The sequence below is a fragment of the Kitasatospora sp. NPDC051914 genome, assembly GCF_040680995.1.
Classification (GTDB): Bacteria; Actinomycetota; Actinomycetes; order Streptomycetales; family Streptomycetaceae; genus Kitasatospora.
Map to the genome: position 1 here is coordinate 1 of NZ_JBFAXX010000066.1, position 22,685 is coordinate 22,685.

Annotated in this window: 21 protein-coding genes and 1 pseudogene; 20 read left to right on the plus strand and 2 right to left on the minus strand. The window is 72.1% G+C overall.

The annotated features are described in order from the left end of the window. The first annotated feature begins 336 nt into the window (after positions 1 to 336). The 14 genes from rimM to AB0M03_RS32515 all read left to right on the plus strand — a co-directional run bounded on the left by rimM (position 337) and on the right by AB0M03_RS32515 (position 14,182). On the plus strand, positions 337 to 978 hold the full coding sequence (gene rimM / locus AB0M03_RS32450; RefSeq protein WP_363498208.1) for a ribosome maturation factor RimM: 642 nt from the start codon (positions 337 to 339) through the stop codon (positions 976 to 978). A gap of 5 nt (positions 979 to 983) precedes the next feature. Further along, entirely contained in the window at positions 984 to 1,802 is an 819-nt protein-coding gene (gene trmD, locus AB0M03_RS32455; RefSeq protein WP_363498299.1) for a tRNA (guanosine(37)-N1)-methyltransferase TrmD, read from the plus strand. Positions 1,803 to 1,957: 155 nt separating this feature from the next. Continuing rightward, positions 1,958 to 2,308 carry a 50S ribosomal protein L19 gene (gene rplS / locus AB0M03_RS32460; protein ID WP_363498211.1) on the plus strand — a complete coding sequence of 117 codons (351 nt, stop codon included), beginning with the start codon at positions 1,958 to 1,960 and terminating at the stop codon, positions 2,306 to 2,308. Between the two features lie 346 nt (positions 2,309 to 2,654). Continuing rightward, positions 2,655 to 3,308, plus strand: coding sequence for a signal peptidase I (lepB, locus tag AB0M03_RS32465; protein WP_363498214.1), 654 nt, complete (start codon positions 2,655 to 2,657; stop codon positions 3,306 to 3,308). Next, complete coding sequence (gene lepB / locus AB0M03_RS32470; RefSeq protein ID WP_363498217.1) at positions 3,292 to 4,248, plus strand: signal peptidase I; 957 nt, start codon at positions 3,292 to 3,294, stop codon at positions 4,246 to 4,248. The genes lepB (AB0M03_RS32465) and lepB (AB0M03_RS32470) overlap by 17 nt, the downstream gene beginning before the upstream one ends. A 237-nt stretch (positions 4,249 to 4,485) precedes the next feature. Next, positions 4,486 to 5,478, plus strand: a complete 993-nt coding sequence (gene lepB, locus AB0M03_RS32475; protein ID WP_363498220.1) for a signal peptidase I — start codon at positions 4,486 to 4,488, stop codon at positions 5,476 to 5,478. A gap of 195 nt (positions 5,479 to 5,673) precedes the next feature. Next, positions 5,674 to 6,426 (plus strand): signal peptidase I, encoded by a 753-nt coding sequence (gene lepB / locus AB0M03_RS32480; protein ID WP_363498223.1) that lies wholly within the window; start codon positions 5,674 to 5,676, stop codon positions 6,424 to 6,426. Positions 6,427 to 6,517: 91 nt separating this feature from the next. Beyond that, on the plus strand, positions 6,518 to 6,967 hold the full coding sequence (locus AB0M03_RS32485) for an NUDIX domain-containing protein (protein ID WP_363498226.1): 450 nt from the start codon (positions 6,518 to 6,520) through the stop codon (positions 6,965 to 6,967). A gap of 55 nt (positions 6,968 to 7,022) precedes the next feature. Further along, entirely contained in the window at positions 7,023 to 7,349 is a 327-nt protein-coding gene (locus AB0M03_RS32490; protein WP_030275680.1) for a DUF2469 domain-containing protein, read from the plus strand. 243 nt (positions 7,350 to 7,592) lie between these two features. Next, positions 7,593 to 8,240: a YraN family protein gene (locus tag AB0M03_RS32495; protein ID WP_363498229.1), complete on the plus strand. Its 648-nt coding sequence runs from the start codon at positions 7,593 to 7,595 to the stop codon at positions 8,238 to 8,240. Position 8,241: 1 nt separating this feature from the next. Then, positions 8,242 to 9,918, plus strand: coding sequence for a YifB family Mg chelatase-like AAA ATPase (locus tag AB0M03_RS32500; RefSeq protein WP_363498232.1), 1,677 nt, complete (start codon positions 8,242 to 8,244; stop codon positions 9,916 to 9,918). A 120-nt stretch (positions 9,919 to 10,038) separates the two neighbouring features. Continuing rightward, positions 10,039 to 11,313, plus strand: a complete 1,275-nt coding sequence (gene dprA / locus AB0M03_RS32505) for a DNA-processing protein DprA (RefSeq protein ID WP_363498235.1) — start codon at positions 10,039 to 10,041, stop codon at positions 11,311 to 11,313. Positions 11,314 to 12,727: 1,414 nt separating this feature from the next. Then, positions 12,728 to 13,498 carry an RNA polymerase sigma factor WhiG gene (whiG, locus tag AB0M03_RS32510; protein WP_363498238.1) on the plus strand — a complete coding sequence of 257 codons (771 nt, stop codon included), beginning with the start codon at positions 12,728 to 12,730 and terminating at the stop codon, positions 13,496 to 13,498. Positions 13,499 to 13,618: 120 nt separating this feature from the next. Then, positions 13,619 to 14,182 (plus strand): helix-turn-helix domain-containing protein, encoded by a 564-nt coding sequence (locus AB0M03_RS32515; protein WP_363498301.1) that lies wholly within the window; start codon positions 13,619 to 13,621, stop codon positions 14,180 to 14,182. A gap of 137 nt (positions 14,183 to 14,319) precedes the next feature. Here AB0M03_RS32515 and AB0M03_RS32520 read toward each other — a convergent pair. Continuing rightward, a pseudogene (locus tag AB0M03_RS32520) lies at positions 14,320 to 14,997 on the minus strand (M23 family metallopeptidase); the annotation flags it as partial. 665 nt (positions 14,998 to 15,662) lie between these two features. Here AB0M03_RS32520 and rpsB point away from each other — a divergent pair. The 6 genes from rpsB (at position 15,663) to rlmN (ending at position 21,417) form a co-directional block, all read left to right on the plus strand. Next, entirely contained in the window at positions 15,663 to 16,508 is an 846-nt protein-coding gene (rpsB, locus tag AB0M03_RS32525) for a 30S ribosomal protein S2 (RefSeq protein WP_363498241.1), read from the plus strand. Between the two features lie 129 nt (positions 16,509 to 16,637). Further along, positions 16,638 to 17,477: a translation elongation factor Ts gene (gene tsf, locus AB0M03_RS32530; protein WP_263103491.1), complete on the plus strand. Its 840-nt coding sequence runs from the start codon at positions 16,638 to 16,640 to the stop codon at positions 17,475 to 17,477. Between the two features lie 282 nt (positions 17,478 to 17,759). Further along, on the plus strand, positions 17,760 to 18,524 hold the full coding sequence (gene pyrH / locus AB0M03_RS32535; protein ID WP_363498244.1) for a UMP kinase: 765 nt from the start codon (positions 17,760 to 17,762) through the stop codon (positions 18,522 to 18,524). A gap of 66 nt (positions 18,525 to 18,590) precedes the next feature. Next, positions 18,591 to 19,148, plus strand: a complete 558-nt coding sequence (gene frr / locus AB0M03_RS32540; RefSeq protein WP_363498247.1) for a ribosome recycling factor — start codon at positions 18,591 to 18,593, stop codon at positions 19,146 to 19,148. Between the two features lie 44 nt (positions 19,149 to 19,192). Further along, the gene (locus AB0M03_RS32545; RefSeq protein WP_363498249.1) at positions 19,193 to 20,182 is read left to right on the plus strand and encodes a phosphatidate cytidylyltransferase; all 990 of its coding nucleotides are present in this window, start codon (positions 19,193 to 19,195) and stop codon (positions 20,180 to 20,182) included. 134 nt (positions 20,183 to 20,316) lie between these two features. After that, positions 20,317 to 21,417 (plus strand): 23S rRNA (adenine(2503)-C(2))-methyltransferase RlmN, encoded by a 1,101-nt coding sequence (gene rlmN / locus AB0M03_RS32550; protein ID WP_363498252.1) that lies wholly within the window; start codon positions 20,317 to 20,319, stop codon positions 21,415 to 21,417. 120 nt (positions 21,418 to 21,537) lie between these two features. On the opposite strand, the gene AB0M03_RS32555 is transcribed toward rlmN, so the two are convergent. Continuing rightward, positions 21,538 to 22,674, minus strand: a complete 1,137-nt coding sequence (locus AB0M03_RS32555; protein WP_363498255.1) for a hypothetical protein — start codon at positions 22,672 to 22,674, stop codon at positions 21,538 to 21,540. Positions 22,675 to 22,685: the final 11 nt, after the last annotated feature.

Here is a 22,685-nt window from a genome sequence, read left to right on the forward strand (position 1 = left end):
CCGGGGCAGCCTTAATTTTTACGAAGGGACCGGGGGGCCCCGGGGGCCCCCCGCCGCCCCGGTCGGCCCTTCTGGCGTTCCCGGCCCGCGCCGGACCGCCGTCCGCCGGGCCCTTCCGTTCCGCGTCCGCGGGCGCGTCTTGCGCGGAGCTTGAGGCCCGAGGGTGTGCCGCGCGGGCAACTTCGCGGCGTGCGGCGGTGCCCGTTGTGTACGGCAGCCGCGCCCGGGCGTCCGCGCCGGAGCATCCGCGTCGGGGCATCCGCGCCGCCATTCAGAATCAGCCAGCCAGAGCCAGGACCGCGCCCGGGGCGCGGCGACACCAGGAGAACGATCACCGTGCAGCTCGTCGTCGGTCGGATCGGCCGTGCCCACGGCATCAGGGGCGACGTCAGTGTCGAAGTCCGCACCGACGAACCCGAACTCCGGCTCGGCCCGGGCGCGGTCCTGCTCACGGACCCCGCCTCCGCCGGCCCGCTGACGGTCGAGTCTGGCCGCGTGCACAGCGGTCGGCTGCTGCTCCGATTCGCGGGCGTCAAGGACCGCAACGGCGCCGAGGCCCTGCGCGGCACCATGCTGATCGCCGAGGTCGACCCGGAGGAGACCCCGGAGGACCCGGACGAGTACTACGACCACCAGCTGATCGGTCTCGACGTCGTCCTTCTCGACGGCACCCTCGTCGGCGAGCTGACCGAGCTCGTCCACCTGCCGTACCAGGACCTCCTGACCGTCACCAGGCCCGATGGCACCGAGGTGCTGGTGCCTTTCGTCGAGCAGATCGTCCCCACCATCGATCTGGAGAACCAGCGCGCGGTGATCACGCCGCCGCCCGGTCTGATCGAGCCGCTGGAGTCAGAGTCGGACACCGCGGAGGGCGGCGAGACCGGGACGACCGGCGACGCCGCGGACGGCGGGGCGGCCGATGCCGCCGGCCGTGACGCCGGTGCCGGCGAGGATTCGTCGGGCGGTGCCCGGGCGTGAGCGAGATGCGGATCGACGTCGTCACGATCTTCCCGGAGTACCTGGAGCCGCTGAACGTCTCCCTGGTCGGCAAGGCCCGGGCCCGCGGCCAGCTCGACGTGCACCTGCACGACCTCCGCAGCTGGACCACCGACGTGCACCGGACGGTCGACGACACCCCGTACGGCGGCGGGCCCGGCATGGTGATGAAGCCCGAGCCGTGGGGCGCCGCCCTCGACGCGGTGCTCGCCCAGGGGCCGGAGGGCGAGGTGCCGACACTGGTCGTCCCGACGCCCAGCGGCCGCCCGTTCACCCAGGAGCTCGCCCAGGAACTGGCCGCACGCCCGTGGCTGGCCTTCGCGCCCGCCCGGTACGAGGGCATCGACCGCCGGGTGATCGAGGAGGCCGCCACCCGGATGCCGGTGGTGGAGGCGTCGATCGGCGACTACGTCCTGGCCGGCGGTGAGGTCGCCGTCCTGGTGATGGTCGAGGCCATCGCCCGGCTGCTGCCCGGCGTCCTCGGCAACGCCGAGTCGCACCGGGACGACTCGTTCGCCCCCGGGGCCATGGCCGACCTGCTCGAAGGCCCCGTCTACACCAAGCCCGCCGAGTGGCGCGGCCGCGAGGTGCCGGAGATCCTGCTCAGCGGCCACCACGGCAAGATCGCCCGCTGGCGGCGCGAGGAGGCCTTCGCCCGCACGCTGGCCAACCGGCCGGACCTGGTCGCCCGCTGGCAGCTCGGCTCCTTCGACAAGAAGGAGCGCGAAGCGCTCAGCCGGCTGGGCCTGGTCTGGGACGAGGCGGAAGGCCGATTTCGGCCGGTGCCGGAGGCTGTGGAAGAATAGGCGACTGCTGTCTGTCGCTGGGCGTCCCCTCGGGGCCGCTACGTGGCCCGATGCGCCCGCCACAGGGGGTTCGTCGCCAGCCGATGCGGCCCGCAGCACCATCATTTCTCACGAACTTCCGTGGACGGCCTGTGGCGTCTGCGATGGAGAGCACCATGAGCAACAAGCTCGCTGCTGTCGACGCGGCCTCGCTGCGTTCCGACATCCCGTCCTTCCGCCCGGGTGACACCCTCAAGGTTCACGTCCGGGTCATCGAGGGCAACCGCTCCCGCGTTCAGGTCTTCCAGGGCGTCGTCATCCGCCGCCAGGGCTCCGGCGTCGGTGAGACCTTCACCGTTCGCAAGGTGAGCTTCAACGTCGGTGTGGAGCGCACCTTCCCGGTGCACACCCCGGTCGTCGAGAAGATCGAGGTCGTGACCCGCGGTGCCGTTCGCCGCGCCAAGCTGTACTACCTCCGTGACCTGCGCGGCAAGGCCGCGAAGATCAAGGAGAAGCGCGAGAACTGATCCGCTGCCCCGGCTCGCCGGGGCACGGAGTCTCGGGTCGAGCCCGCCCTTCGGGGCTGAAGGCCTTGGCCTTTCAGGCCTTGGGGATAAGCTCAGCCCGATGACCACGTTCGAACCTTCCACGGACCACGACGGAAGGTCCGCACCTGCCGGTGCGGACTCGCCGTCGTGGTCCGTGGTCGTTTCCGCTGGTACGCAGGCCGCGGAATCCGCTGCAGCGGGAGCCCCGGATGCCGGCGATGCCGGCGATGCCGGCGAGGACGTTACGGGAGCCGGCGGCGACGCCAGTGACGCCGCTGGGGCCACTGCCGCTGCTGGCGACGACTCCGGCCGCGGGGCCGGGTGGGTGCGCGACCTGGCGCTGATCGGCGGCACGTGCCTGCTCCTCCTGGTCGTGGTGAACACCTTCGTCGCCCGTCCCTTCGCCGTGCCTTCCGCGTCGATGGAGAACACCCTGCGACCCGGCGACCGTGTCGTGGCCAATGAGTTGGCGTACGCGTTCGGCGGCCACGTCCAGCGCGGCGACGTCGTGGTCTTCGACGGGACCGGCTCCTTCCTGCCGTACGCGGCCGAGCCCACCGCGGGACAGAAGATGCTGGACCGCCTGGGGCTGGACCCCGGCAGTGACACGGTCTTCGTGAAGCGGGTGATCGGCGTGGGCGGTGACAGGGTGACCTGCTGCGGGTCGGACGGCCGGCTGCGGGTGAACGGGGTGCCGATCGACGAGAGCGCCTACCTGGCTGCGGGCGACGCCCCGTCGAAGGTGGCCTTCGACGTGGTGGTCCCGGCCGGCAAGCTCTGGGTGATGGGCGACCACCGCAGCGACTCCCGCGACTCCCGCGACCACCTCGGCGAGCCCGGCGGCGGCTTCGTGCCCGAGTCCCGGGTGATCGGCCGAGCCGACTGGGTGGTCTTCCCCTTCGACCGCTGGACATCGCTCGACCGGCCGGAGGCGTTCGCCGCAACAGGGGGGACTGGTGGCCATGGGCACCCGAGGTAGGGGCAGGACGGTCGAGGCGGCCCCGCAGGAGGCCGGTGCGTCCGCACCGATACGCGGCCGGGCCGAACGCCGCAGGACGGCCCAGCGGGCTGCCCGCCGCCGCCGGCGCTCGCTGCTGCGCGAGATACCGCTGGTGGTGGTCGTCGCGCTGGTGATCGCCCTGGTGCTGAAGACGTTCTTCGTCCAGGTCTTCGTCATCCCTTCGGGGTCGATGGAGGAGACGATCCAGATCGGTGACCGCGTCCTCGTGGACAAGCTGACGCCGTGGTTCGGCAACGAGCCCGGCCGGGGTGAGGTCGTCGTCTTCCGCGACCCGGGCGGGTGGCTGGAAACCGACCGCACCACGTCCACCGACGGGCCGGTGCTGCGGCAGGTCAAGCACGCGTTCTCCTCGGTCGGCCTGCTGCCGTCCGACAACGAGCACGACCTCATCAAGCGGGTCATCGGCGTCGCCGGCGACACCGTGGAGTGCTGCGACGCGAAGGGCCGGGTGAGCGTCAACGGCACCCCCGTGGACGAGCCCTACCTCGCGCCCGGCAACGTCCCCTCCCGCCAGCCGTTCAAGGTGAACGTACCGGCCGGCAGGCTGTGGGTGATGGGCGACCACCGGGACCTGTCGGCGGACTCCCGCTTCCACATGGGCAATCCCGGCGGCGGCACCATCCCGGTCAAGAACGTGGTCGGCCGTGCCGTCCTCATCGCCTGGCCGCTGCCCAGGCTCAGTCAACTCGACGTGCCACAGTCACTCTCCTCGATCCAGGCGCGGTCGACCGGTGTGGTCGCCCCGGTTTCGGCGACGGCGCTCCCGGCGCCCACCGGATTGGTGGGCCTGCCGCCGACTCCTGCGGAACCCTCGCTCGTTATGGGTGTGTTGGGCGTCCTTCCGTTCGCCGTCAGGCGGAGGTCGGCCGGGTCGCGGCGCATGCACCGCTCCGGTTGATGGTGGGGCCGGCCGTGTGGGAGCGCGGCTGGGCCGATCGGGAGTGATAGAGAAGTGCTGGAATGCTCGGCGCACGGTCTCGTGGCCTTCCGGGGTTCCCGGGTCGTCATCGGTGTCAGGCAGGGCCTTCGCGGGCAGGCCTGATGCGGGCCGACGGTCGGTTACGGAGCGTGGTGCCCGCTGTGCGGCACTGTGAGCGCGGGCGCATGGGCGTCCGCACAGCAGGGAGGAGATGTCGTGGGGGATCTGGTGGTCGGTGCCCGCTCGGGCGCCCCGGAGCCCGATGGCGCGGGGGGCCGTGCGGTCCGGTCGGCCCAGTCCGCACAGACCGCGGGACCGGCAGGCGCCGGCGCGGCGGTCGCCGCCGACGGTCGCCCCGTCGGTGCCCCGAACGACTCGGAGGACGTGGTGAGTGAGGCGGCGGAGGACAACGACACCGCACAGGACGGCTCCGACGAGCGCGGTTCGCGACCGCAGAAGCAGCGGTCGTTCTGGAAGGAACTGCCGATCCTGATCGGCATCGCGCTGATCCTGGCGCTGGTGATCAAGACCTTCTTCGTGCAGGCCTTCTCGATCCCGTCGGGCTCGATGGAGCAGACGCTCAAGATCGGCGACCGCGTCCTGGTCGACAAGCTCACCCCCTGGTTCGGTGCGGAGCCGGAGCGCGGCGAGGTCGTCGTCTTCCACGACCCGGGCGGCTGGCTGAACGACGAGCCGACCCAGCAGAACAGCAATGCCTTCGTCCGGGGCATCCAGAACGTCTTCAGCTTCATCGGCCTGATGCCCTCCTCCAACGAGAAGGACCTGATCAAGCGGGTGATCGCGGTCGGCGGCGACACCGTCGAGTGCCAGGGCAGCGGCCCGGTCAAGGTCAACGGCATCGCACTGGACGAGCCCTACCTCTACCCCGGCAACACCCCCTGCGGCGAGAAGCCGTTCGGGCCGGTGAAGGTCCCCGACGGCCGGATCTGGGTCATGGGCGACCACCGCGGCGACTCGCTCGACTCCCGCTACCACCAGGACCAGCCCGGCGGCGGCACCGTTCCGGTGGACAACGTCGTCGGCCGTGCGTTCGTCGTCGCCTGGCCGATCGGGGACTGGGCCACCCTGCCCGTGCCGGACACCTTCGACCAGAAGGGCCTCTCCGCCGCGGCGCCCCTCGCCCCGCCGATGGCAGGCGCGGCCGCCGTGCTGCCGGCCGTCTGGTGGCTCCGCCGGCGCCGCCCCTGAGCGGACGGACCGGGGAACGGCCGACAGCCGATCCGCCACCGACTCTTGCGCGAGCCGCGGTACCGACGAGTAATCTGCTCGGACGTGCCGCGGCTCGCCGGTTCCTCGGAGCCCGGCGCAGTGCCCGTACCGCAGGCGCGGACCGCAAGAGGGCGAGCCGAGACGGCGCGTCCCGGCCAGGAAGGTGCGACCGCGATGAGCAGTGTCACGGAGCGTCCGGTCGCCACCCCGGCGGCCCGAAAGCCCCGGCGGAACATTGCCTCCGCGCTTCAGGGCGTAGCCATCGCCGTCGGCTTCGCCATGCTGGTCGGCGGCTTCGGTCTGATCGCCCTGCAGTACCGGCCCTACCGCATCCCCACCACCTCCATGTCGCCGACGCTCCAGACCGGGGACACCGTGCTCGCCCGGAAGACCGACGGCGCGTCGGTCGGCCGTGGTGACGTCGTCGTCTTCAGCGAGCCGCTCTGGGGCGGTGCGACGATGGTCAAGCGGGTCGTTGCCGTCGGCGGCGACACCGTCGCCTGCTGCGACGCCGGCGGACACCTCACCGTCAACGGCGTGCCGGTCGACGAGGCCTACGCCGACGAGCGGATCGGCCCCGGTGCTGCCTTCAGCACCACCGTCCCCGAGGGGCGGATCTTCCTGCTCGGCGACTCCCGCTCCAACTCGCTCGACTCGCGCGCCCACCTGGATGTGGCGAGCGGTACCGTGGCCGCGTCCGACGTCGTCGCCCGGGTGGAAGGCATCGCCTGGCCGTCGGCCCGGATCATGGCGCTGCCCCGGACAACGGCCTTCGACGCCGTGAAGGGACCGAAGACATCGGAGCACGGCCTGCTCGTGCCGGCCTCCTATGCCGCGGTCGGCGGCGGTGCGCTCGTCCTGCTGGCCGGTGCCGCCGGGTGGGTGGTGTCCTTCGGGCACTGGGTGCAGCGGCGTCGGCGCGGATGACCCGCCGTACGCCTGCTGCCGCTCCGGCTGCCGCGACCGGGCCGCTCCGCAGAAGGAGGTGAGCGGGCTGGCTGCTCGACGCCGCCGTGCCGTGCGCGTGCTGCTCCTCGATCCGGACGACCGGGTGCTGCTCCTACGGGGGCTCGATCCTGCGGTACCGGAGACCACCTGGTGGATCACCCCGGGAGGCGGACTGGAGCCCGGAGAGGGCGCGCGCGAGGCCGCCCTGCGCGAACTCGGGGAAGAGATCGGGCTGGCCGACGTGGAGCTGGGCCCCGTGGTGGCGTACGGCACGGTGTCGTTCTCCTTTCAGGGGCAGGCGTACGAACAGGAGCAGTGGTTCCATCTGGCGCGGACCGGGACCAGGGACATTCGGCTCGCCGCCCCCGGCAGCGACGAGCACGCCCGGCTACTGGCCGTCCGCTGGTGGACGGTCGGCGAGCTGCGGGACACCCCGGAGACGGTCTATCCGGCAGGCCTGACCGAGCTGGTCGAACAGCTGGTCACGGATGGCCCGCCAGTCCCGCCGGTACGGCTTTGAGTGCGGGTGCGGTGGTCCACAATGGGGTGGACGTGACGAGTGAGGGGACGCCTGGATGAGTGCCGAAGACCTCGAGAAGTACGAGACCGAGATGGAGCTCAAGCTCTACCGGGAGTACCGGGACGTCGTCGGGCTCTTCAAATTCGTGATCGAGACCGAGCGGCGGTTCTACCTCACGAACGACTACGACCTGCAGGTCCACTCGGTGCAGGGCGAAGTGTTCTTCGAGGTGTCGATGGCGGATGCGTGGGTCTGGGACATGTACCGGCCGGCCAGGTTCGTCCGCAAGGTGCGGGTCCTGACCTTCAAGGACGTCAACATCGAGGAGCTGGCGAAGAGCGACCTGGAGCTGCCCTCCGACGACGCCTCGTTCGGCAACTGACCGTCGACCGTCGGCAACCGACTGCCGACCGCTGATCGCTGACCGCCGGCATTCGACCGTCGGTGTCCTTTCCGGTGCACCGAGCATGGGGGCGCCGTTTTCCCCATGTCCAGAGCAGCCCCCGCAGAGTCACCCCTGAGAGGGACCCGAGTTATCCACAGGCCCGGGTTGTCCACAGGTTGAGGCGCAGTGCCGACCCGAACCGCGGGACCGCGGCAACCTCCGTCCTCGGAGGTGATAGCGGTGCAGAGTCCCAACAACGGTCTCGGCCGATACGGCGAAGAGGTGGCCGCCCGCAGGCTCGCGCACGACGGCCTGCACATCCTGGAGCGCAACTGGCGGTGCGCCGAGGGTGAGCTCGACATCGTGGCGCTCGACGGGGACACCCTTGCGATCTGCGAGGTGAAGACCCGGTCGGAGCACGCATTCCAGCAGCCCACCGAGGGCATTGATCGGACGAAGGCAGAACGGCTGCGCAGGCTCGCGGAGCGCTGGCTGGCCGAACGCTGGCCGACCCACTTCGAGCTCCTCGCCGAACGCGTGACGCCCCGGCCGCACGCCGACGGATCGGCCGTCCCGCCGGGCCCGTCGTCCCAGCCGGACCGGCAGGAGGTGTCGGCTCCGACGGCGGAGCCGGCGATCGAGGGACGGGCTGGGGCGTCGTCCCCCACATCGGGCGAGACCGCCGCCGGCTCCGCGCCGAAGAAGGCCGCCAGGAAACGGGTCGCCAGGAAGCCGGAGGCGAAATCGATCGCCGCGGCCGGGGGAGTGACCGCCCTCGCCACAGTGCCGGCGCCACCGCCGCCCGGCGGTGTCCGCATCGACCTGGTGGCAGTGATCAACCGCCTCAAGGGCGCGGCCCAGGTCGAGCACGTCCGAGGGGCGGTCTGACATGGCCTTCGCCCGCACCTGCTCGGTCGCGCTCGTCGGAGTCGACGGTGTCGTGGTCGAGGTCCAGGCCGATCTCGAACCCGGCTTGGCCGCATTCACCCTGGTCGGCCTCCCCGACAAGGCACTGTCCGAGGCCCGGGACCGCGTCCGTGCCGCCGTCGTCAACAGCGGCGAGACCTGGCCCCAGCGCAAGCTCACCGTCGGCCTCAGCCCGGCGTCCGTCCCGAAGAGCGGCAGTGGTTTCGATCTTGCGGTCGCCTGTGCGGTCCTGGCAGCCGCAGACCGACTGGACCCCTCTGTGATCGCAGGCCTCCTCATCATCGGAGAACTCGGCCTGGACGGCCGGGTACGGCCCGTCAGGGGTGTCCTTCCCTCGGTGCTGGCGGCAGCCGACGCCGGATACCGCCAGGTCGTGGTCGCCGAACAGACCGCGGCGGAAGCCTCCCTCGTGCCCGGGGTGTCCGTGATGGGCGTTCGCAGCCTTCGCCAGCTGATCGCCCTGCTGACCGACGCACCGCCGCCGGAGGAAGCCCCGGAAACCCTGGTCGGCCGCCCGGACCCGCTCCTGGCAGGCCTGCTGCTGCCCGGTATCGGCGTACGGGATGTGGCTTCCGCGCATGTGATTCGGCCCGACCTCGCCGACGTGGCAGGGCAGTACGAGGCCCGCCACGCACTGGAGATCGCAGCGGCAGGGGGCCACCACCTCTACCTGAAGGGCCCGCCGGGCGCAGGCAAAACGATGCTGGCCGAACGGCTGCCGGCACTGCTCCCGCCACTGACCGAGGCCGAGGCCTTGGAGGTGACGGCCGTTCACTCCGTCGCAGGCCTCCTGCCGCCCAACCGGCCGCTCATCGACAGCCCTCCCTACTGCGCGCCCCACCACTCGACCACGATGCCCGCCATCGTCGGAGGCGGCAGCGGCATGCCCAGACCGGGAGCAGTCTCGCTCGCGCACCGCGGCGTGCTGTTCCTCGACGAGGCACCCGAGTTCCCCGTCCGGGTGCTGGACGCTCTGCGGCAGCCCCTGGAATCGGGGGAGGTGATGATCGCCCGGTCGGCAGGCTCCATGCGTCTGCCTGCGCGCTTCCTCCTGTGCCTGGCGGCCAACCCGTGTCCCTGCGGCCGTCACTCGATCCGAGGCGAGGGCTGCGAGTGCACGCCGACCATGGTGAACCGCTACCAGGCGAGACTCTCCGGACCGCTCCTGGACCGGGTCGACCTCCAAGTCCGGGTGTCCTCGGTCTCCCGGGCCGAGCTGCTGGCACGCGACAGCAGGGCCGAGAGCACGGCAACCGTCGCGGCCCGCGTGCGGGAGGCACGGCGGCGTGCCGCCGTACGCCTGGCAGAGACGCCCTGGCGCACCAATGCCGAGGTCCCCGGCCACGAACTGCGCACCCGGTGGCGCCTGCAGTCCGATGCCCTCACCGACGCCGAACGCGACCTGGAACGCGGACTGCTGACGGCCCGCGGACTCGACCGGGTGCTGCGGGTGGCCTGGACGATCGCCGACCTCTCCGGCCGGGATCGCCCGAGCCGACCCGACGTCCGCACGGCCCTGGCCCTACGGACCGGCGTGCACCGCGGGCCGCTGGCAGAGCGACCGCCGCACCGCCGCGCTCCGGACTTCGAAGGCACCAACGACGGCACCAGCGACAGCGACATCGGTGCCGAGCAGTGACAGCACTTGGCGCCGCCCTGACGGCCGCCGCAGGCACGGCGGACGGGCTCCGCGGCCCGACTGCGGTCTCACCGCCGCGCCCGCCGACCGGCACGCCCACCCACACACCGGAGGACCACCATGGACCACACAACCACCGCACCACCGCCCCCGACCGCGGCCGACAAATCGGACGCGGGTGCCCCGATGCAGCAGGCCCCACCGCGGGCCGCGGCCAGGGACAACCTGCCGTCCGAACAAGCACGACCATCCCCGCCCGGCGGCCCGCCGCCACCCTCCCCCGAACGACTGGCCAGGGCCGCACTGACACGGCTGATCGAGCCCGGCGACGCCGTCATGGGCCGCTGGCTCGCAGAACTCGGGGCCATCGCCGTGGTCGACGCCGTCCGAGGCAGCGCGGACCCGGGGCCTCTCGGCCTCGACCCGGGTCGGATCGCCGACTACCGCGCCCGAGGTGCGTCCCTCGACCCGATCGCCGACCTGCGCCGCATCCAGGGCGGCGGCGGACGGTTCATCATTCCGGGCGATCCGGAGTGGCCCAGCCAGCTGGACGACCTCGGTCACGGGCGCCCCGTCGGCCTGTGGGTCCGCGGCACCGGCTCGCTCCGCCTTCTCGCCCTGCGATCCGTCGCCCTGGTCGGCTCCCGGGCCTGTACCGCCTACGGTGCCCACGTCGCCGGCGAGATCGCGGCACAACTCGCCGAACGCGGCTGGGTGGTGGTCTCCGGGGCGGCGTACGGCATCGACGCCGCCGCGCACCGCGGCACGCTCGCAGTCGGCGGCGCCACCATCGGCGTGCTGGCCTGCGGGGTCGACACGGCCTACCCGCCCGGCAACGCCGAACTCATCCGCCGCATCTCCGAGCAGGGCCTGCTGGTCAGCGAACTGCCGCCCGGCACGCACCCCAACCGCTTCCGGTTCGTCCTGAGGAACCGCGTCATAGCCGCCCTCACCCGCGGCACCGTCGTGGTCGAGGCGGCCATGCGCAGTGGCGCGCTGAGCACCGCCCGCCGTGCCCGCGACCTCAACCGCCACACCATGGGGGTCGCCGGCCCCGTCACCTCGGAGCTGTCCGCCGGGGTGCACGCCCTGATCCGGAGCGGTGGAGCGACCCTGGTGACCGACGCCGCCGAGATCGCCGAACTCATCGGCGCCATCGGCGACGATCTCGCCCCGCCCAGGTCGGGCCCCGTCCTGCCGCGGGACCTCCTGGAGCCGGCCGTCGCACGAGTGCTGGAGGCCGTACCCGCAGGAGCAGACGGGGCGCCGGTCGACCGACTCGCCCGCGAGTCCGGAGTTCCGCCCGACGATGTGCTGCAGCGCCTGTACGAGTTGGTGTCGCTCGGATACGTCGAACGCTTCGGCGCCCACTGGAGGCTCGTCCGCCGGCGCTGACTGCCTCGTGCCCCTCGCGTACAGCCATTTGCAGTCATCTGCGCAGACGTCGGTGACCCGGTGACGGCCCGGCGCGTGTCGCGTTCACGCGCCGGGTCCGCCACCGGATCGGGGGACGACCGAGTGGCGGTAGCACACCGCAGCGATGCGGTCACGCTACGCTCCTTTGTGGCTTCCCTATCAGCACATGACTCGGCAGAACGGCGCAGACCAACGCATGCCCACAAACATTCCGGGACACAGGGTGACCGGTGACGCCCGGTCTGCGGGAAGGGCTGGGGCCGGTGCCCGTCCCGCAGCGGACCTCGGACCGCAGGGGCCGACGCTGTTGAACCCCTCACGGTCCGCCAACCCGACCCGCTCGGCAGCTCGACAGGTCTCCCGCGGCCAGCAGGAGACCCGGGGCGTCGTCGTCCCGCCGGCACCCGGACCGTCGCCGGCAGCCGGTTCTGCCCCGGAACCGGCATCGCGGCCCGCTCCGGCGGCCCCCACGGCGTCCGGCGTACCCGGTGTGCCGACGGCGCAGGCCTCGGCGCTGCCCGCCTCGCCGACGGCGTCCCGACCGCTGGTGGGCCTGCCGGCTCCGCAGCCGTACGGCCTGTCGGCCGCGCACTCACGGCCGGCACCGGACCTCGCTGCCGCGGAAGCCGTTGCCTGCGGCCCGACGCCCTTCGGGTACGGCGGTGGGCGCGCAGCTGGGCATCCCGGCGAGCACGGCGGGCGCGACTCGGCCGAGGTCGAGCGCCCCTCGGCGGAGCACATCGGCGGTCGTCCGGGCGGGGGACCGGCGGAGGGGGCACCTGCGGCCAGGACGCCCGCATCCGGGAGCGCGGATCCAGGTGGCCGACGTGGTGCGGCGTCGTACGAGACGGAGCCGACCCACGGCCGTGTCCACGCTCACGCGGACCAGCCGCCACCGGCCCGCAGCGCTTCGCAGAGCGGGGGCGGGGACCGGCCGCCGTCGGGCATTCGGCCGTCGGGTGCCGGCCGTGCGACAGGCAGCGGTCCGGGGACACCCCGGAGGCTTCCGTCACCGGTGAAGCCGAATCCACCGTCCTCCACGTTCGGCGGCGGGCACGAACGCGTCCCCGACGGTGTGGAGACCGTCGGACGGCCGGTGGCGCCACGCGAGTCGGAGGACTCCCAGCCGTGCGGTCAGGAGGCGGCTCGCAACGGATCGACCGCGGCGGAGGTCGGACGCCAGGCTGCTCCGCCCGACCGTCCCGGAGCCCACCCCGAGCCCGGGCAGGTGCAACCCGCCTGCCCGACGCCAGGGCATCTGCAGCAGGCCCGTCCCGCTGCACCCACGGCACCGTCCGCCGAGCAGTCCGAGCAGTCCGAACAGTCCGAGCAAACCGGGCAGCCGCAACCGACCGCGCAGACCGGGCGGCCGTCGTCCGGCCGGGGGACGAAAGTGCCCACCGAGCGCAGCGCGTTGGAGATGCTTTGGCGCTCGTACAAGGAGTCCGGCGACCCGCGGCTGCGGGAGCAGCTGATCCTGCACTATTCGCCGCTGGTCAAGTACGTGGCCGGCCGGGTCGGCGTCGGTCTCCCGGCCAACGTGGAGCAGGCGGACTTCGTGTCCTCCGGTGTCTTCGGGCTGATCGACGCGATCGAGAAGTTCGACATCGATCGGGCGATCAAGTTCGAGACCTACGCGATCAGCCGGATCCGCGGGGCGATCATCGACGAGCTCCGGGCCCTGGACTGGATTCCCCGGTCGGTGCGGCAGAAGGCCAAGACCGTCGAGCGGACGTACGCGACCCTGGAGGCCCGGCTCCGCCGGACACCGCACGACCCCGAGGTCGCGGCCGAGATGGGCATCGCGCTGGAAGAGCTGCACACCATCTTCAGCCAGCTCTCCCTGGCCAACGTCATGGCCCTCGACGAGCTGATCCACCCCATCGGGGAGAGCGGCGACGCCCTCACCCTGATGGACACCCTGGAGGACACGGGTGCGGACAACCCGGTGGAAATCGCCGAGGACCGCGAACTCCGCAGGCTGCTCGCCACCGCCGTCAACACCCTGCCCGAGCGGGAGAAGACCGTGGTGACGCTCTACTACTACGAGGGCCTCACGCTCGCCGAGATCGGGCAGGTCCTCGGCGTCACGGAGAGCAGGGTCAGTCAGATCCACACCAAGTCCGTACTGCAGCTGCGCGCGAAGTTGTCGGACGCGCGCTGACGCACCGGGATGCGGCCGGAGTGCTGCTCAGGGCCCACGCGGCCGGGATGCGTGGTGGCACCTTCTCCACCTGTAAGGCTCCGTAAAGTAGGGAACGTGCCGAAGATCCGGGCCGCCACTGTGGCCGAGCATCGACAGTTGCAGCGGGCTGCCCTCCTTGATGCCGCTCGCGTCCTGCTTGCGGAGGGCGGCCGGGAGGCGCTGACCTTCTCGGCCATCGCGGCACGGGCGGGTCTGGCCCGGTCGTCCGTCTACGAGTACTTCCGTTCCCGTGCGGCTGTGGTCGAGGAGCTGTGCGCGGTGGACCTCCCGCTCTGGGCCGCCGAGATCGAGGCAGGCATGGCGGCGTGCGACAGTGCCCGGGACCGGCTCGAGGCGTACGTCAGGGGCCAGCTCCACCTGGCGGCCGACCCGCGGCACGTCGCCGTTGCCGCCATCTCCGAGCTGGAGCTGGACGATGCTGCGCGCGAGCGGATCCGGGCAGCGCATGCAGGCCTGATCACCCTCGTCGTGGACGCGCTTCGCAAACTCGGCCACGAGAACCCGCGGCTCGCCGCAGTCCTGCTGCAGGGCGTGGTGGAGTCGGCGTCCCGGCAGGCCGAGCGGGCCACGGCGGACGAGGCGGCGGCAATTGCCGACGCTGCTGTCGCGCTGGCACTGGACGGGCTGGCCGGCTCCGCCTGAGGGCACGGCAGATCGGGCAGCGAGGACGACACCGGCCGTCGCCCTGCCGGGCCGCTCGTGCCGCCCGGGCCGGCTCGGCCGTGGAGCGGCAGCAGGCGGACCCGACCGGAGCCGAGCAGGGCGAGCGGGTCGAGGTACCGCGGGCCGCGCAGCAGTCCCCAGTGCAGACAGCTGCCGGCCCTGCAGTGGGGTGCGCCGTCGGCGACCGTCCCGATGACCGCGCCCGCCGGCACGGCCGTGCCGAGCGGGGCGGAACCCTCCACCGGCAGGTACGTCGTCCGCAGGGGCGGGTCGCCCGAGCCGGTGTGGGTCACCGTCACCACCGGGTGGCCGGCGACCGTGCCCGAGAAGGAGACGACGCCGGGCGCAGCGGCCCGTACGGGTGTCCCGACGGCAGCGGCGAGGTCGACACCGCGGTGCCCGGCAGCCCATCGTTCAGCCGGCGGCTCGAACCGGCGCAGCACCCCGGCAGGTCCGCCGACCGGCCACACCCGTCCGCCCCTCTGCGCCGGTGCCGCACCGGCCGGCCCCACGACACCGACCACCCCCACCGCTCCCTCCACCCCGACAGCGTCGGCGGCCCCCGCCCCGGGCGATGGCGGCGCTGTGGTGAACACCGCCGCGAGCACGAGCGCCAGCATCACCGGCCAGTGCCGCCGGTCCGGCGCCGGTGGAGGCAGGACGGTCCGGGCAGAGCCGAGCCGTCGCGGCATCGGAAACCACCGCGCCACCGACAACCACAACAGCCGCAGGGGCGACGGCGGACGCAGGCGGAGCAGGCGCGACGGCCCCGCGGAGGAGAACGAACGACTCATGCCGGCCAGCGTGGCCCCTTGTCACGCATCGCACCGGCACCGCCCCGAGGCTTGTGGACAACCCGGCCCTGTGGAGAACCGCTGTCGCCCGGACGGGTGAACATCCCCGCACCACCGCGCAACACGCGCCCCTTCCGGAATGAACACTTCGCCACCCCCTGCTGAACTGATCCCTCGAACTGATCACCGCTCACCTCCGCCGCGCCGGCACCCGACGACCACGGAAGCCGCGCCGGCACCTGCTCCGGCGAGGGCCCCACCTCCGCCGACCCCCTCGACCCGACCCCCCTCGACCCGGCCGGCCCGGTCCGCCCCGCTTCCGGGCCCGGACGCGTTCCGGGGCCCGCCCGCACCTGCCGGAGTCGCCCGCAACTCGGGCCTTCCCGTACACTTCACACGCGACCCGGTCCACCGGGTCGACTTCGCACGCCCCGCCACAGGTGGAGCGGCCGCCCCGCAAGGGGCCGGCCGGGCTCCTCCGGTGCGAGTGCCGCTCGGTCCGCCGAGCCCGCTGCGGCCATCGCCGCGCCGGGCCGAGGCGGCTTGGCACGTACGGGGCGTCAGGCGTGGCGGTCACCCGGCCGCTGCGGAGACAACCGAGAGACTCGGCTCCCCGCCTCCCCCGCGGAGCGGCGCGCCGGGCGCAAAACCTGAGGAGCACGGCCATGGCCGTCGTCACGATGCGGGAGCTGCTGGAGAGCGGCGTCCACTTCGGTCACCAGACCCGTCGTTGGAACCCGAAGATGAAGCGCTTCATCTTCACGGAGCGCAACGGCATCTACATCATCGACCTCCTGCAGTCGCTGAACTACATCGACCGCGCCTTCGAGTTCGTCAAGGAGACCGTTGCCCACGGCGGCAGCATCCTCTTCGTCGGCACCAAGAAGCAGGCCCAGGAGGCCATCGCCGAGCAGGCCACCCGCGTGGGCATGCCCTACGTGAACCAGCGCTGGCTCGGCGGTATGCTGACCAACTTCTCGACCGTCTACAAGCGTCTGCAGCGCCTCAAGGAGCTCAGCGAGATCGACTTCACGGATGTGGCCGGCTCCGGCCTCACCAAGAAGGAGCTCCTGGTCCTCCAGCGTGAGTACGACAAGCTGGAGAAGACCCTCGGCGGTATCCGCGACATGCAGCGCGTTCCGAGCGCCGTGTGGATCGTGGACACCAAGAAGGAGCACATCGCGGTCGGCGAGGCCCGGAAGCTCAACATCCCGGTCGTCGCCATCCTCGACACCAACTGCGACCCCGACGAGGTCGACTACAAGATCCCGGGCAACGACGACGCGATCCGCTCCGTCACCCTGCTGACCCGTGTGATCGCCGACGCCGTCGCCGAGGGCCTGAAGGCCCGTGCCGGTGTCGCCAAGGGCGACGCGAAGGCCGAGCCGGGCGCCGACCAGCCGCTGGCCGACTGGGAGAAGGACATCCTCGAGGGCCAGAAGGCCGCCGAGGCTCCGGCCGCCGAGGCCCCCGCCGCCGAGGCTCCGGCCGCCGAGGCCGAGCAGGCCTGACGTACCAAGGGTGAGGGGCACCCGCCGGGTACGACACCGGTAGGTGCCCCTCTCTCCCGTGCCGGGGCCGAACCACCGGCCCTCGCACCACCCCACGCAGACACGCGAGACGTGAGAAGAGATCACACCATGGCGAACTTCACCGCCGCGGACGTCAAGAAGCTCCGTGAGCTCACCGGCGCCGGCATGATGGACTGCAAGAAGGCCCTGGACGAGGCCGAGGGTGACGTCCAGAAGGCCGTCGAGCTCCTTCGCATCAAGGGCCAGAAGGGCGTGGCCAAGCGCGAGGGCCGTGACGCCTCCAACGGCGCCGTCGCCTCGCTGATCGCCGAGGGCAACAAGGCCGGCGTCCTGGTCGAGCTGAACTGCGAGACCGACTTCGTCGCCAAGGGTGGCAAGTTCGTCGAGGTCGCCAACGCGATCGCCGCGCACGTCGCCGCCACCTCCCCGGCCGACCTCGAGGCCGCCCTGGCCTCCGAGATCGCCGCCGGCCAGACCGTCCAGCAGTTCGTGGACGAGGCCAACGCCACCCTGGGCGAGAAGATCGTCTTCCGTCGCTTCGCGCAGTTCGACGGCGACGGCTACGTCGGCGTCTACATGCACAAGTCCGACCCGGACCTCCCGCCGACCATCGGCGTCCTCGTCGAGCTCGACAAGGAGAACGCCGAGGTCGCCAAGGACGTCGCGCAGCACATCGCCGCCTTCGCGCCGAAGTACCTCTCCCGCGAGGACATCCCGGCCGAGGACCTCGAGAACGAGCGCCGCGTCGCCGAGGCCACCGCTCGCGAGGAGGGCAAGCCCGAGGCTGCCCTGCCGAAGATCGTCGAGGGCCGCGTGACCGGCTTCGTCAAGGAGAACTCCGTTCTGGAGCAGGCGTTCGCCAAGGACAACAAGAAGACCGTCGCCAAGGTCCTCGAGGAGAACGGCGTCGCCCTCAAGCGCTTCGTCCGCTTCCGCGTCGGCGCCTGAAATCCGTTCCGCGGCGCTTCCGGCCTAAGGTAGGAAGCGCCCCGGGCCGCAGTCGCGGCCGGGAACGCGCCGATCGGGCTCTCCAGCACCCCTCGGGGGGCGCGTCGGCACCACGAACGACGAGGAGGCCATTGCCGTGCAGGACACCGTACCGGTTCCCGCGGCAGTGGCCTCCTCGCGTGTACGCGCCCAGCGTGTACGCACAGAGCCGGGCACCTCACTCCCGGCGTTGTGAGCAGCACATGCAGTCCTGCGAGCCCGCAGGTGGAGAAGGAGAAGTCCATGCAGGAGACGCTGGAGACCGGCCGGGACACGCAGGACGGTTCGCGCCGCCGGGTGCTGCTCAAGCTGTCGGGTGAGGCCTTCGCCGGCGGCGGCGGCCTGGGCGTGGACCCGGACGTGGTGCACGCGATCGCCCGCGAGATCGCGACCGTCGTCCGCGCCGGCACCGAGGTGGCCGTGGTGATCGGCGGCGGCAACTTCTTCCGCGGCGCCGAGCTGCAGGTCCGCGGCATGGACCGGGCCCGCTCGGACTACATGGGCATGCTCGGCACCGTGATGAACTGCCTGGCGCTGCAGGACTTCCTGATCAAGGAAGGCATCGAGACCCGCGTCCAGACCGCCATCACGATGGGCCAGGTCGCCGAGCCGTACCTGCCGCTGCGCGCGGTGCGGCACCTGGAGAAGGGCCGTGTGGTGATCTTCGGCGCCGGTATGGGCATGCCGTACTTCTCCACCGACACGACGGCGGTGCAGCGCGCGCTGGAGATCCACGCCGAGGTGCTGCTGATGGGCAAGAACGGCGTCGACGGGGTCTACGACTCCGACCCGCGGACCAACGCTGAGGCGGTCCGGTTCGACTCGCTGGACTACACCGAGGTGATCGCCCGCGACCTGAAGGTGGCGGACCTGACGGCCATCACCCTGTGCAAGGACAACGACCTGCCGATCCTGGTCTTCGAGCTGCTGGCCGAGGGCAATATCGCCCGGGCGGTGAAGGGTGAGAAGATCGGCACACTCATCAGCCAGGACTCCGCCCGGCCCTGAGCAGCAATCAGCCGTCCGGGGCACCGGTACGGGACTACAGCAGATGAACCGGACAGGGAGCAGACAGTGATCGAAGAGACCCTCCTCGAGGCCGAGGAGAAGATGGAGAAGGCCGTCGCCGTCGCCAAGGACGACTTCGCCGCCATCCGCACCGGCCGTGCCCACCCGGCGATGTTCAACAAGATCGTCGCGGACTACTACGGCGCCCTGACGCCGATCAACCAGCTCGCCTCGTTCTCCGTGCCGGAGCCGCGGATGGCGGTCATCACGCCGTTCGACAAGAGCGCGCTGCGCAACATCGAGACCGCGATCCGCGACTCGGACCTCGGCGTCAACCCGTCCAACGACGGCTCCATCATCCGTGTGGTGTTCCCGCAGCTGACCGAGGAGCGCCGCAAGGAGTACATCAAGGTCGCCCGCGGCAAGGGCGAGGACGCCAAGGTCTCGATCCGCTCCATCCGCCGCAAGGCCAAGGACGCCATCGACAAGCTCGTCAAGGACGGCGAGGTCGGCGAGGACGAGGGCCGCCGCGGCGAGAAGGAGCTCGACGACACCACGGCCCGCTACGTGGCCCAGATCGACGAGCTGCTGAAGCACAAGGAAGCCGAGCTTCTCGAAGTCTGATGAACGACGCCCCCGACCCCCACGGCCGCCGGGGCGGAACCGAAATGCTCGCCACCGAGTTCTCTGCTGCGAGTGGCCCCCGGGCCGGCGGTCCGCGTCGGCCCCGAACGGGTCACTCGCAGCAGCCTGTGGTGTACCGAAGGGGCACTGCGGCACAGAATCGGACCATGCCCCCCGCGCAGGAGACGCCCGTGGCCCCAACCGACCAGCAGCCCCGCAAGCAGCGCGGCGGCCGCAATCTGCCGGCCGCGATAGGCGTGGGGGTCGGCCTCGGCGCGGTGATCGTCGCCTCGCTGTTCTTCGTCAAAGCGCTGTTCCTGGTGGTCGTGATCGCGGCCGTCGCGGTCGGCGTCTGGGAGCTGAACTCCCGCCTCGCGGAGACCAAGGGCGTGCACGTGCCGATGGTCCCGCTGATCGCCGGCGCGGTGGCGATGCCGCTCGTCGGCTACACGGCGGGCGGGCAGTGGGCGTCCGCCGTCCTGGCGCTCACCGGCCTGGCGGTGCTGGTCTGGCGCATGAGCAAGCCCCCGGAGAACTACCTGCGGGACATAACGGCGGGTGTCTTCACCGCCTTCTACGTCCCGTTCCTGGCGACCTTCGTGGCGCTGATGCTGGCCGCCGACGACGGGGCCTGGCGCATCCTGATCTTCCTCGTGGTCACCATCTGCAGCGACACCGGCGCGTACGCGGTGGGCTACAAGTTCGGCCGGAACAAGCTCGCGCCGACGATCAGCCCCGGCAAGACCCGCGAGGGCCTAGCCGGCGGCATCGGCCTGTCGATGATCGCGGGCGCGCTGCTGATGGAGTACGTGATCGACGACGGTGCCTGGTGGCAGGGCCTGATCCTGGGCGGCTGCGCGGCGGTCACCGCCACCCTGGGCGACCTGGCCGAGTCCATGATCAAGCGCGACATGGGCATCAAGGACATGGGCACCCTGCTGCCGGGCCACGGCGGCATCATGGACCGGCTCGATTCCCTGCTCCCGACCGCCCCCGTGGCCTGGCTGCTGCTGGCCGCGTTCGTCGGCGGCTGAGCCGCACCACCTGCTCCACCCCCTGCGAGCCCCGGGCCCCGACGCCCGGGGCTCGCGGCGTCCCGTGCCTCCGCAGTCGGGCGCCCACGGCGCCGGGCCGAGGACGATTCCGCATCTGCGACACTGGATGCACCATGCCTAAGCCCGGAGAACTCACCTTCGTCGCGCCGCGCGGCGCCAAGCCCCCGCGACACCTTGCCGACCTCAGCCCCGCCGAGCGCAAGGAGGCCGTCGCCGAGCTGGGCGAGCAGCCGTTCCGCGCCAAGCAGTTGTCCAACCACTACTTCGGCCGGTTGTCGGACGACCCGGCGACCTGGACGGACATTCCGGCGGCGAGCCGCGGGAAGCTCACCGAGAGCCTGCTGCCCGAGCTGATGTCGGTGGTCCGGCACGTCTCCTGCGACGACGACGCGACCCGCAAGACGCTGTGGAAGCTCTTCGACGGCACCCTGGTCGAGTCGGTGCTGATGCGCTACCCGGACCGGGTGACCATGTGCATCAGCTCGCAGGCCGGCTGCGGCATGAACTGCCCGTTCTGTGCGACCGGCCAGGCCGGTCTGACCCGCAACCTGTCGACGGCGGAGATCGTCGAGCAGATCGCCTCCGGGATGCGGGACCTGAAGAGCGGCGCGGTGCCCGGCGGCGAGGCCCGGCTGTCCAACGTGGTGTTCATGGGCATGGGCGAGCCGCTGGCGAACTACAACCGGGTGCTGGCTTCGATCCGCCGCCTCACCGACCCGGCTCCGGACGGGTTCGGCCTCTCGCAGCGCGGCATCACGGTCTCCACGGTCGGCCTGGTGCCGGCGATGTACCGCTTCGCCGACGAGGGCCTGAGCTGCCGGCTCGCGCTGTCGCTGCACGCGCCCGACGACGAGCTCCGCGACGAGCTGGTGCCGGTGAACACCCGCTGGAAGGTCGACGAGGTGCTGGAGGCCGCGTGGAACTACGCGGACAAGTCCGGCCGCCGGATCTCCATCGAGTACGCCCTGATCAAGGACATCAACGACCAGGCGTGGCGGGCCGACCTGCTCGGCCGGCTGATCAAGAACCGCCGGGTGCACGTGAACCTGATCCCGCTGAACCCCACCCCGGGTTCCAAGTGGACGGCCTCGCGTCCCGAGGACGAGCGGGAGTTCGTCCGGCGGTTGCAGGCCCACGGCGTGCCGACGACCGTCCGCGACACCCGTGGCCAGGAGATCGACGGCGCCTGCGGCCAGCTGGCCGCCGCGGGCTGACACACCACCGAGGAAGCCCCTGAGGCGCCGAAGCATCGAGCGGTGGACACCCACGGGTGTCCACCGCTCGGCGCATTCCGGTGCGCGGTCAGAAGGTCAGACGGCCAGAAGGTCAGACGGTCAGACCAGGCAGGCCGCCGCGAACAGCGCCGTCAGCCCGCCGGTGAACAGCAGCACGGCCGCTGCGGCGCCGGCCCGGGCGGCGGCCGCGGCGGTGAGCGTCCGCTGCTCGGTGCCGAGCCGGACGAGGGTCGCGGTGATCTCGCGCCGCGCCGCGTGGATCTCCAGTGCGCGGGCGGCCACCGCCCCGACGGCGCAGCCGACGAGCAGCAGCACCGCCACGGTGACCGGGACGTCCGGGTCGTCGCCGTAGGCGAGGGCCGCGGTCAGGACGGCGAGACCGAGGGTCAGTACGGCCAACGGGGTGGCGAGCCGGCGGGCCTCCGCGGTGAGCGACCGGCCGGCGAGCAGCCGTACCGGGCCCGGCCGGTGGAGGGCGAGCAGCCGTCCGGCGAGGGCCAGCAGCGGTGCGGTGAGCAGGGCGAGCCCGAGGGCGGTGAAGGCCCAGCCGGTGAGGGCGGCGGTGCCGACGGAGCCGAGGTGGGCGGGCAGCTCGACCGGACGGCCGTCCTGTTCGGCGCCGGGGCGCAGCCCGTACAGCTCGAGGGCCATGCCGACGACGGTGAGGCCGGTCGGGACGGCGATCCGCACGGGGTGGAAGCCGACGGCCGGGGGAGCGGCGGGGGTGCCGGGCAGGGCTTCGTCGAGGGGGATGGCCGCTGCGGCGGCGAGGCCCGCCACCAGCGGGACGAGGACGAGCAGGGTGACCGGGGCGGCGGCCGGCAGCCGGGTGCCCATGCCGAGGTCGGCGGCGAGTTCGGGGCCGGCGATGTCGTTGCGCAGCACGAGGAAGAGCAGCAGGGCGAGCACGCTGCCGAGCGCGGCGGCGAGGGCGGTCTCTACGGCGATCAGCAGCCGGATGCGGCCCGGGCCGTAGCCTGCGGCGGCGAGGCCGGCGATCCGCTCGGGGTGCTGGGCGGGGACGGCGCGGGCGGCGGCCGCGGCCAGCCAGCCGACGGCGGCGAGGGCCGGCAGGCACCACAGCAGCCGGGGCACGGAGGTGGCGGCGGGTTCGCCGAGGGCGCGGCCGAGGGAGCGGAGCAGGAAGGCGGCGGTGGTGGCGGCGGCGATCGCGGTGAGCAGCCAGCGGCCCAGGTCGGTCGCCCGGTAGCCCCTGACCAGTCGGAGTGGGAACAACGTCGTTCTCC

Bases quoted from the DNA above. Each gene is read 5' to 3' on its own strand.
- tsf (WP_263103491.1), top strand. From the start codon at position 16,638: ATGGCGAACTTCACCGCCGCGGACGTCAAGAAGCTCCGTGAGCTCACC.
- rplS (WP_363498211.1), top strand. From the start codon at position 1,958: ATGAGCAACAAGCTCGCTGCTGTCGACGCGGCCTCGCTGCGTTCCGAC.
- rpsB (WP_363498241.1), top strand. From the start codon at position 15,663: ATGGCCGTCGTCACGATGCGGGAGCTGCTGGAGAGCGGCGTCCACTTC.
- dprA (WP_363498235.1), top strand. From the start codon at position 10,039: ATGGACCACACAACCACCGCACCACCGCCCCCGACCGCGGCCGACAAA.
- AB0M03_RS32500 (WP_363498232.1), top strand. From the start codon at position 8,242: ATGGCCTTCGCCCGCACCTGCTCGGTCGCGCTCGTCGGAGTCGACGGT.
- AB0M03_RS32490 (WP_030275680.1), top strand. From the start codon at position 7,023: ATGAGTGCCGAAGACCTCGAGAAGTACGAGACCGAGATGGAGCTCAAG.
- lepB (WP_363498223.1), top strand. From the start codon at position 5,674: ATGAGCAGTGTCACGGAGCGTCCGGTCGCCACCCCGGCGGCCCGAAAG.
- trmD (WP_363498299.1), top strand. From the start codon at position 984: ATGCGGATCGACGTCGTCACGATCTTCCCGGAGTACCTGGAGCCGCTG.
- pyrH (WP_363498244.1), top strand. From the start codon at position 17,760: ATGCAGGAGACGCTGGAGACCGGCCGGGACACGCAGGACGGTTCGCGC.
- AB0M03_RS32545 (WP_363498249.1), top strand. From the start codon at position 19,193: ATGCTCGCCACCGAGTTCTCTGCTGCGAGTGGCCCCCGGGCCGGCGGT.
- lepB (WP_363498217.1), top strand. From the start codon at position 3,292: ATGGGCACCCGAGGTAGGGGCAGGACGGTCGAGGCGGCCCCGCAGGAG.
- rlmN (WP_363498252.1), top strand. From the start codon at position 20,317: ATGCCTAAGCCCGGAGAACTCACCTTCGTCGCGCCGCGCGGCGCCAAG.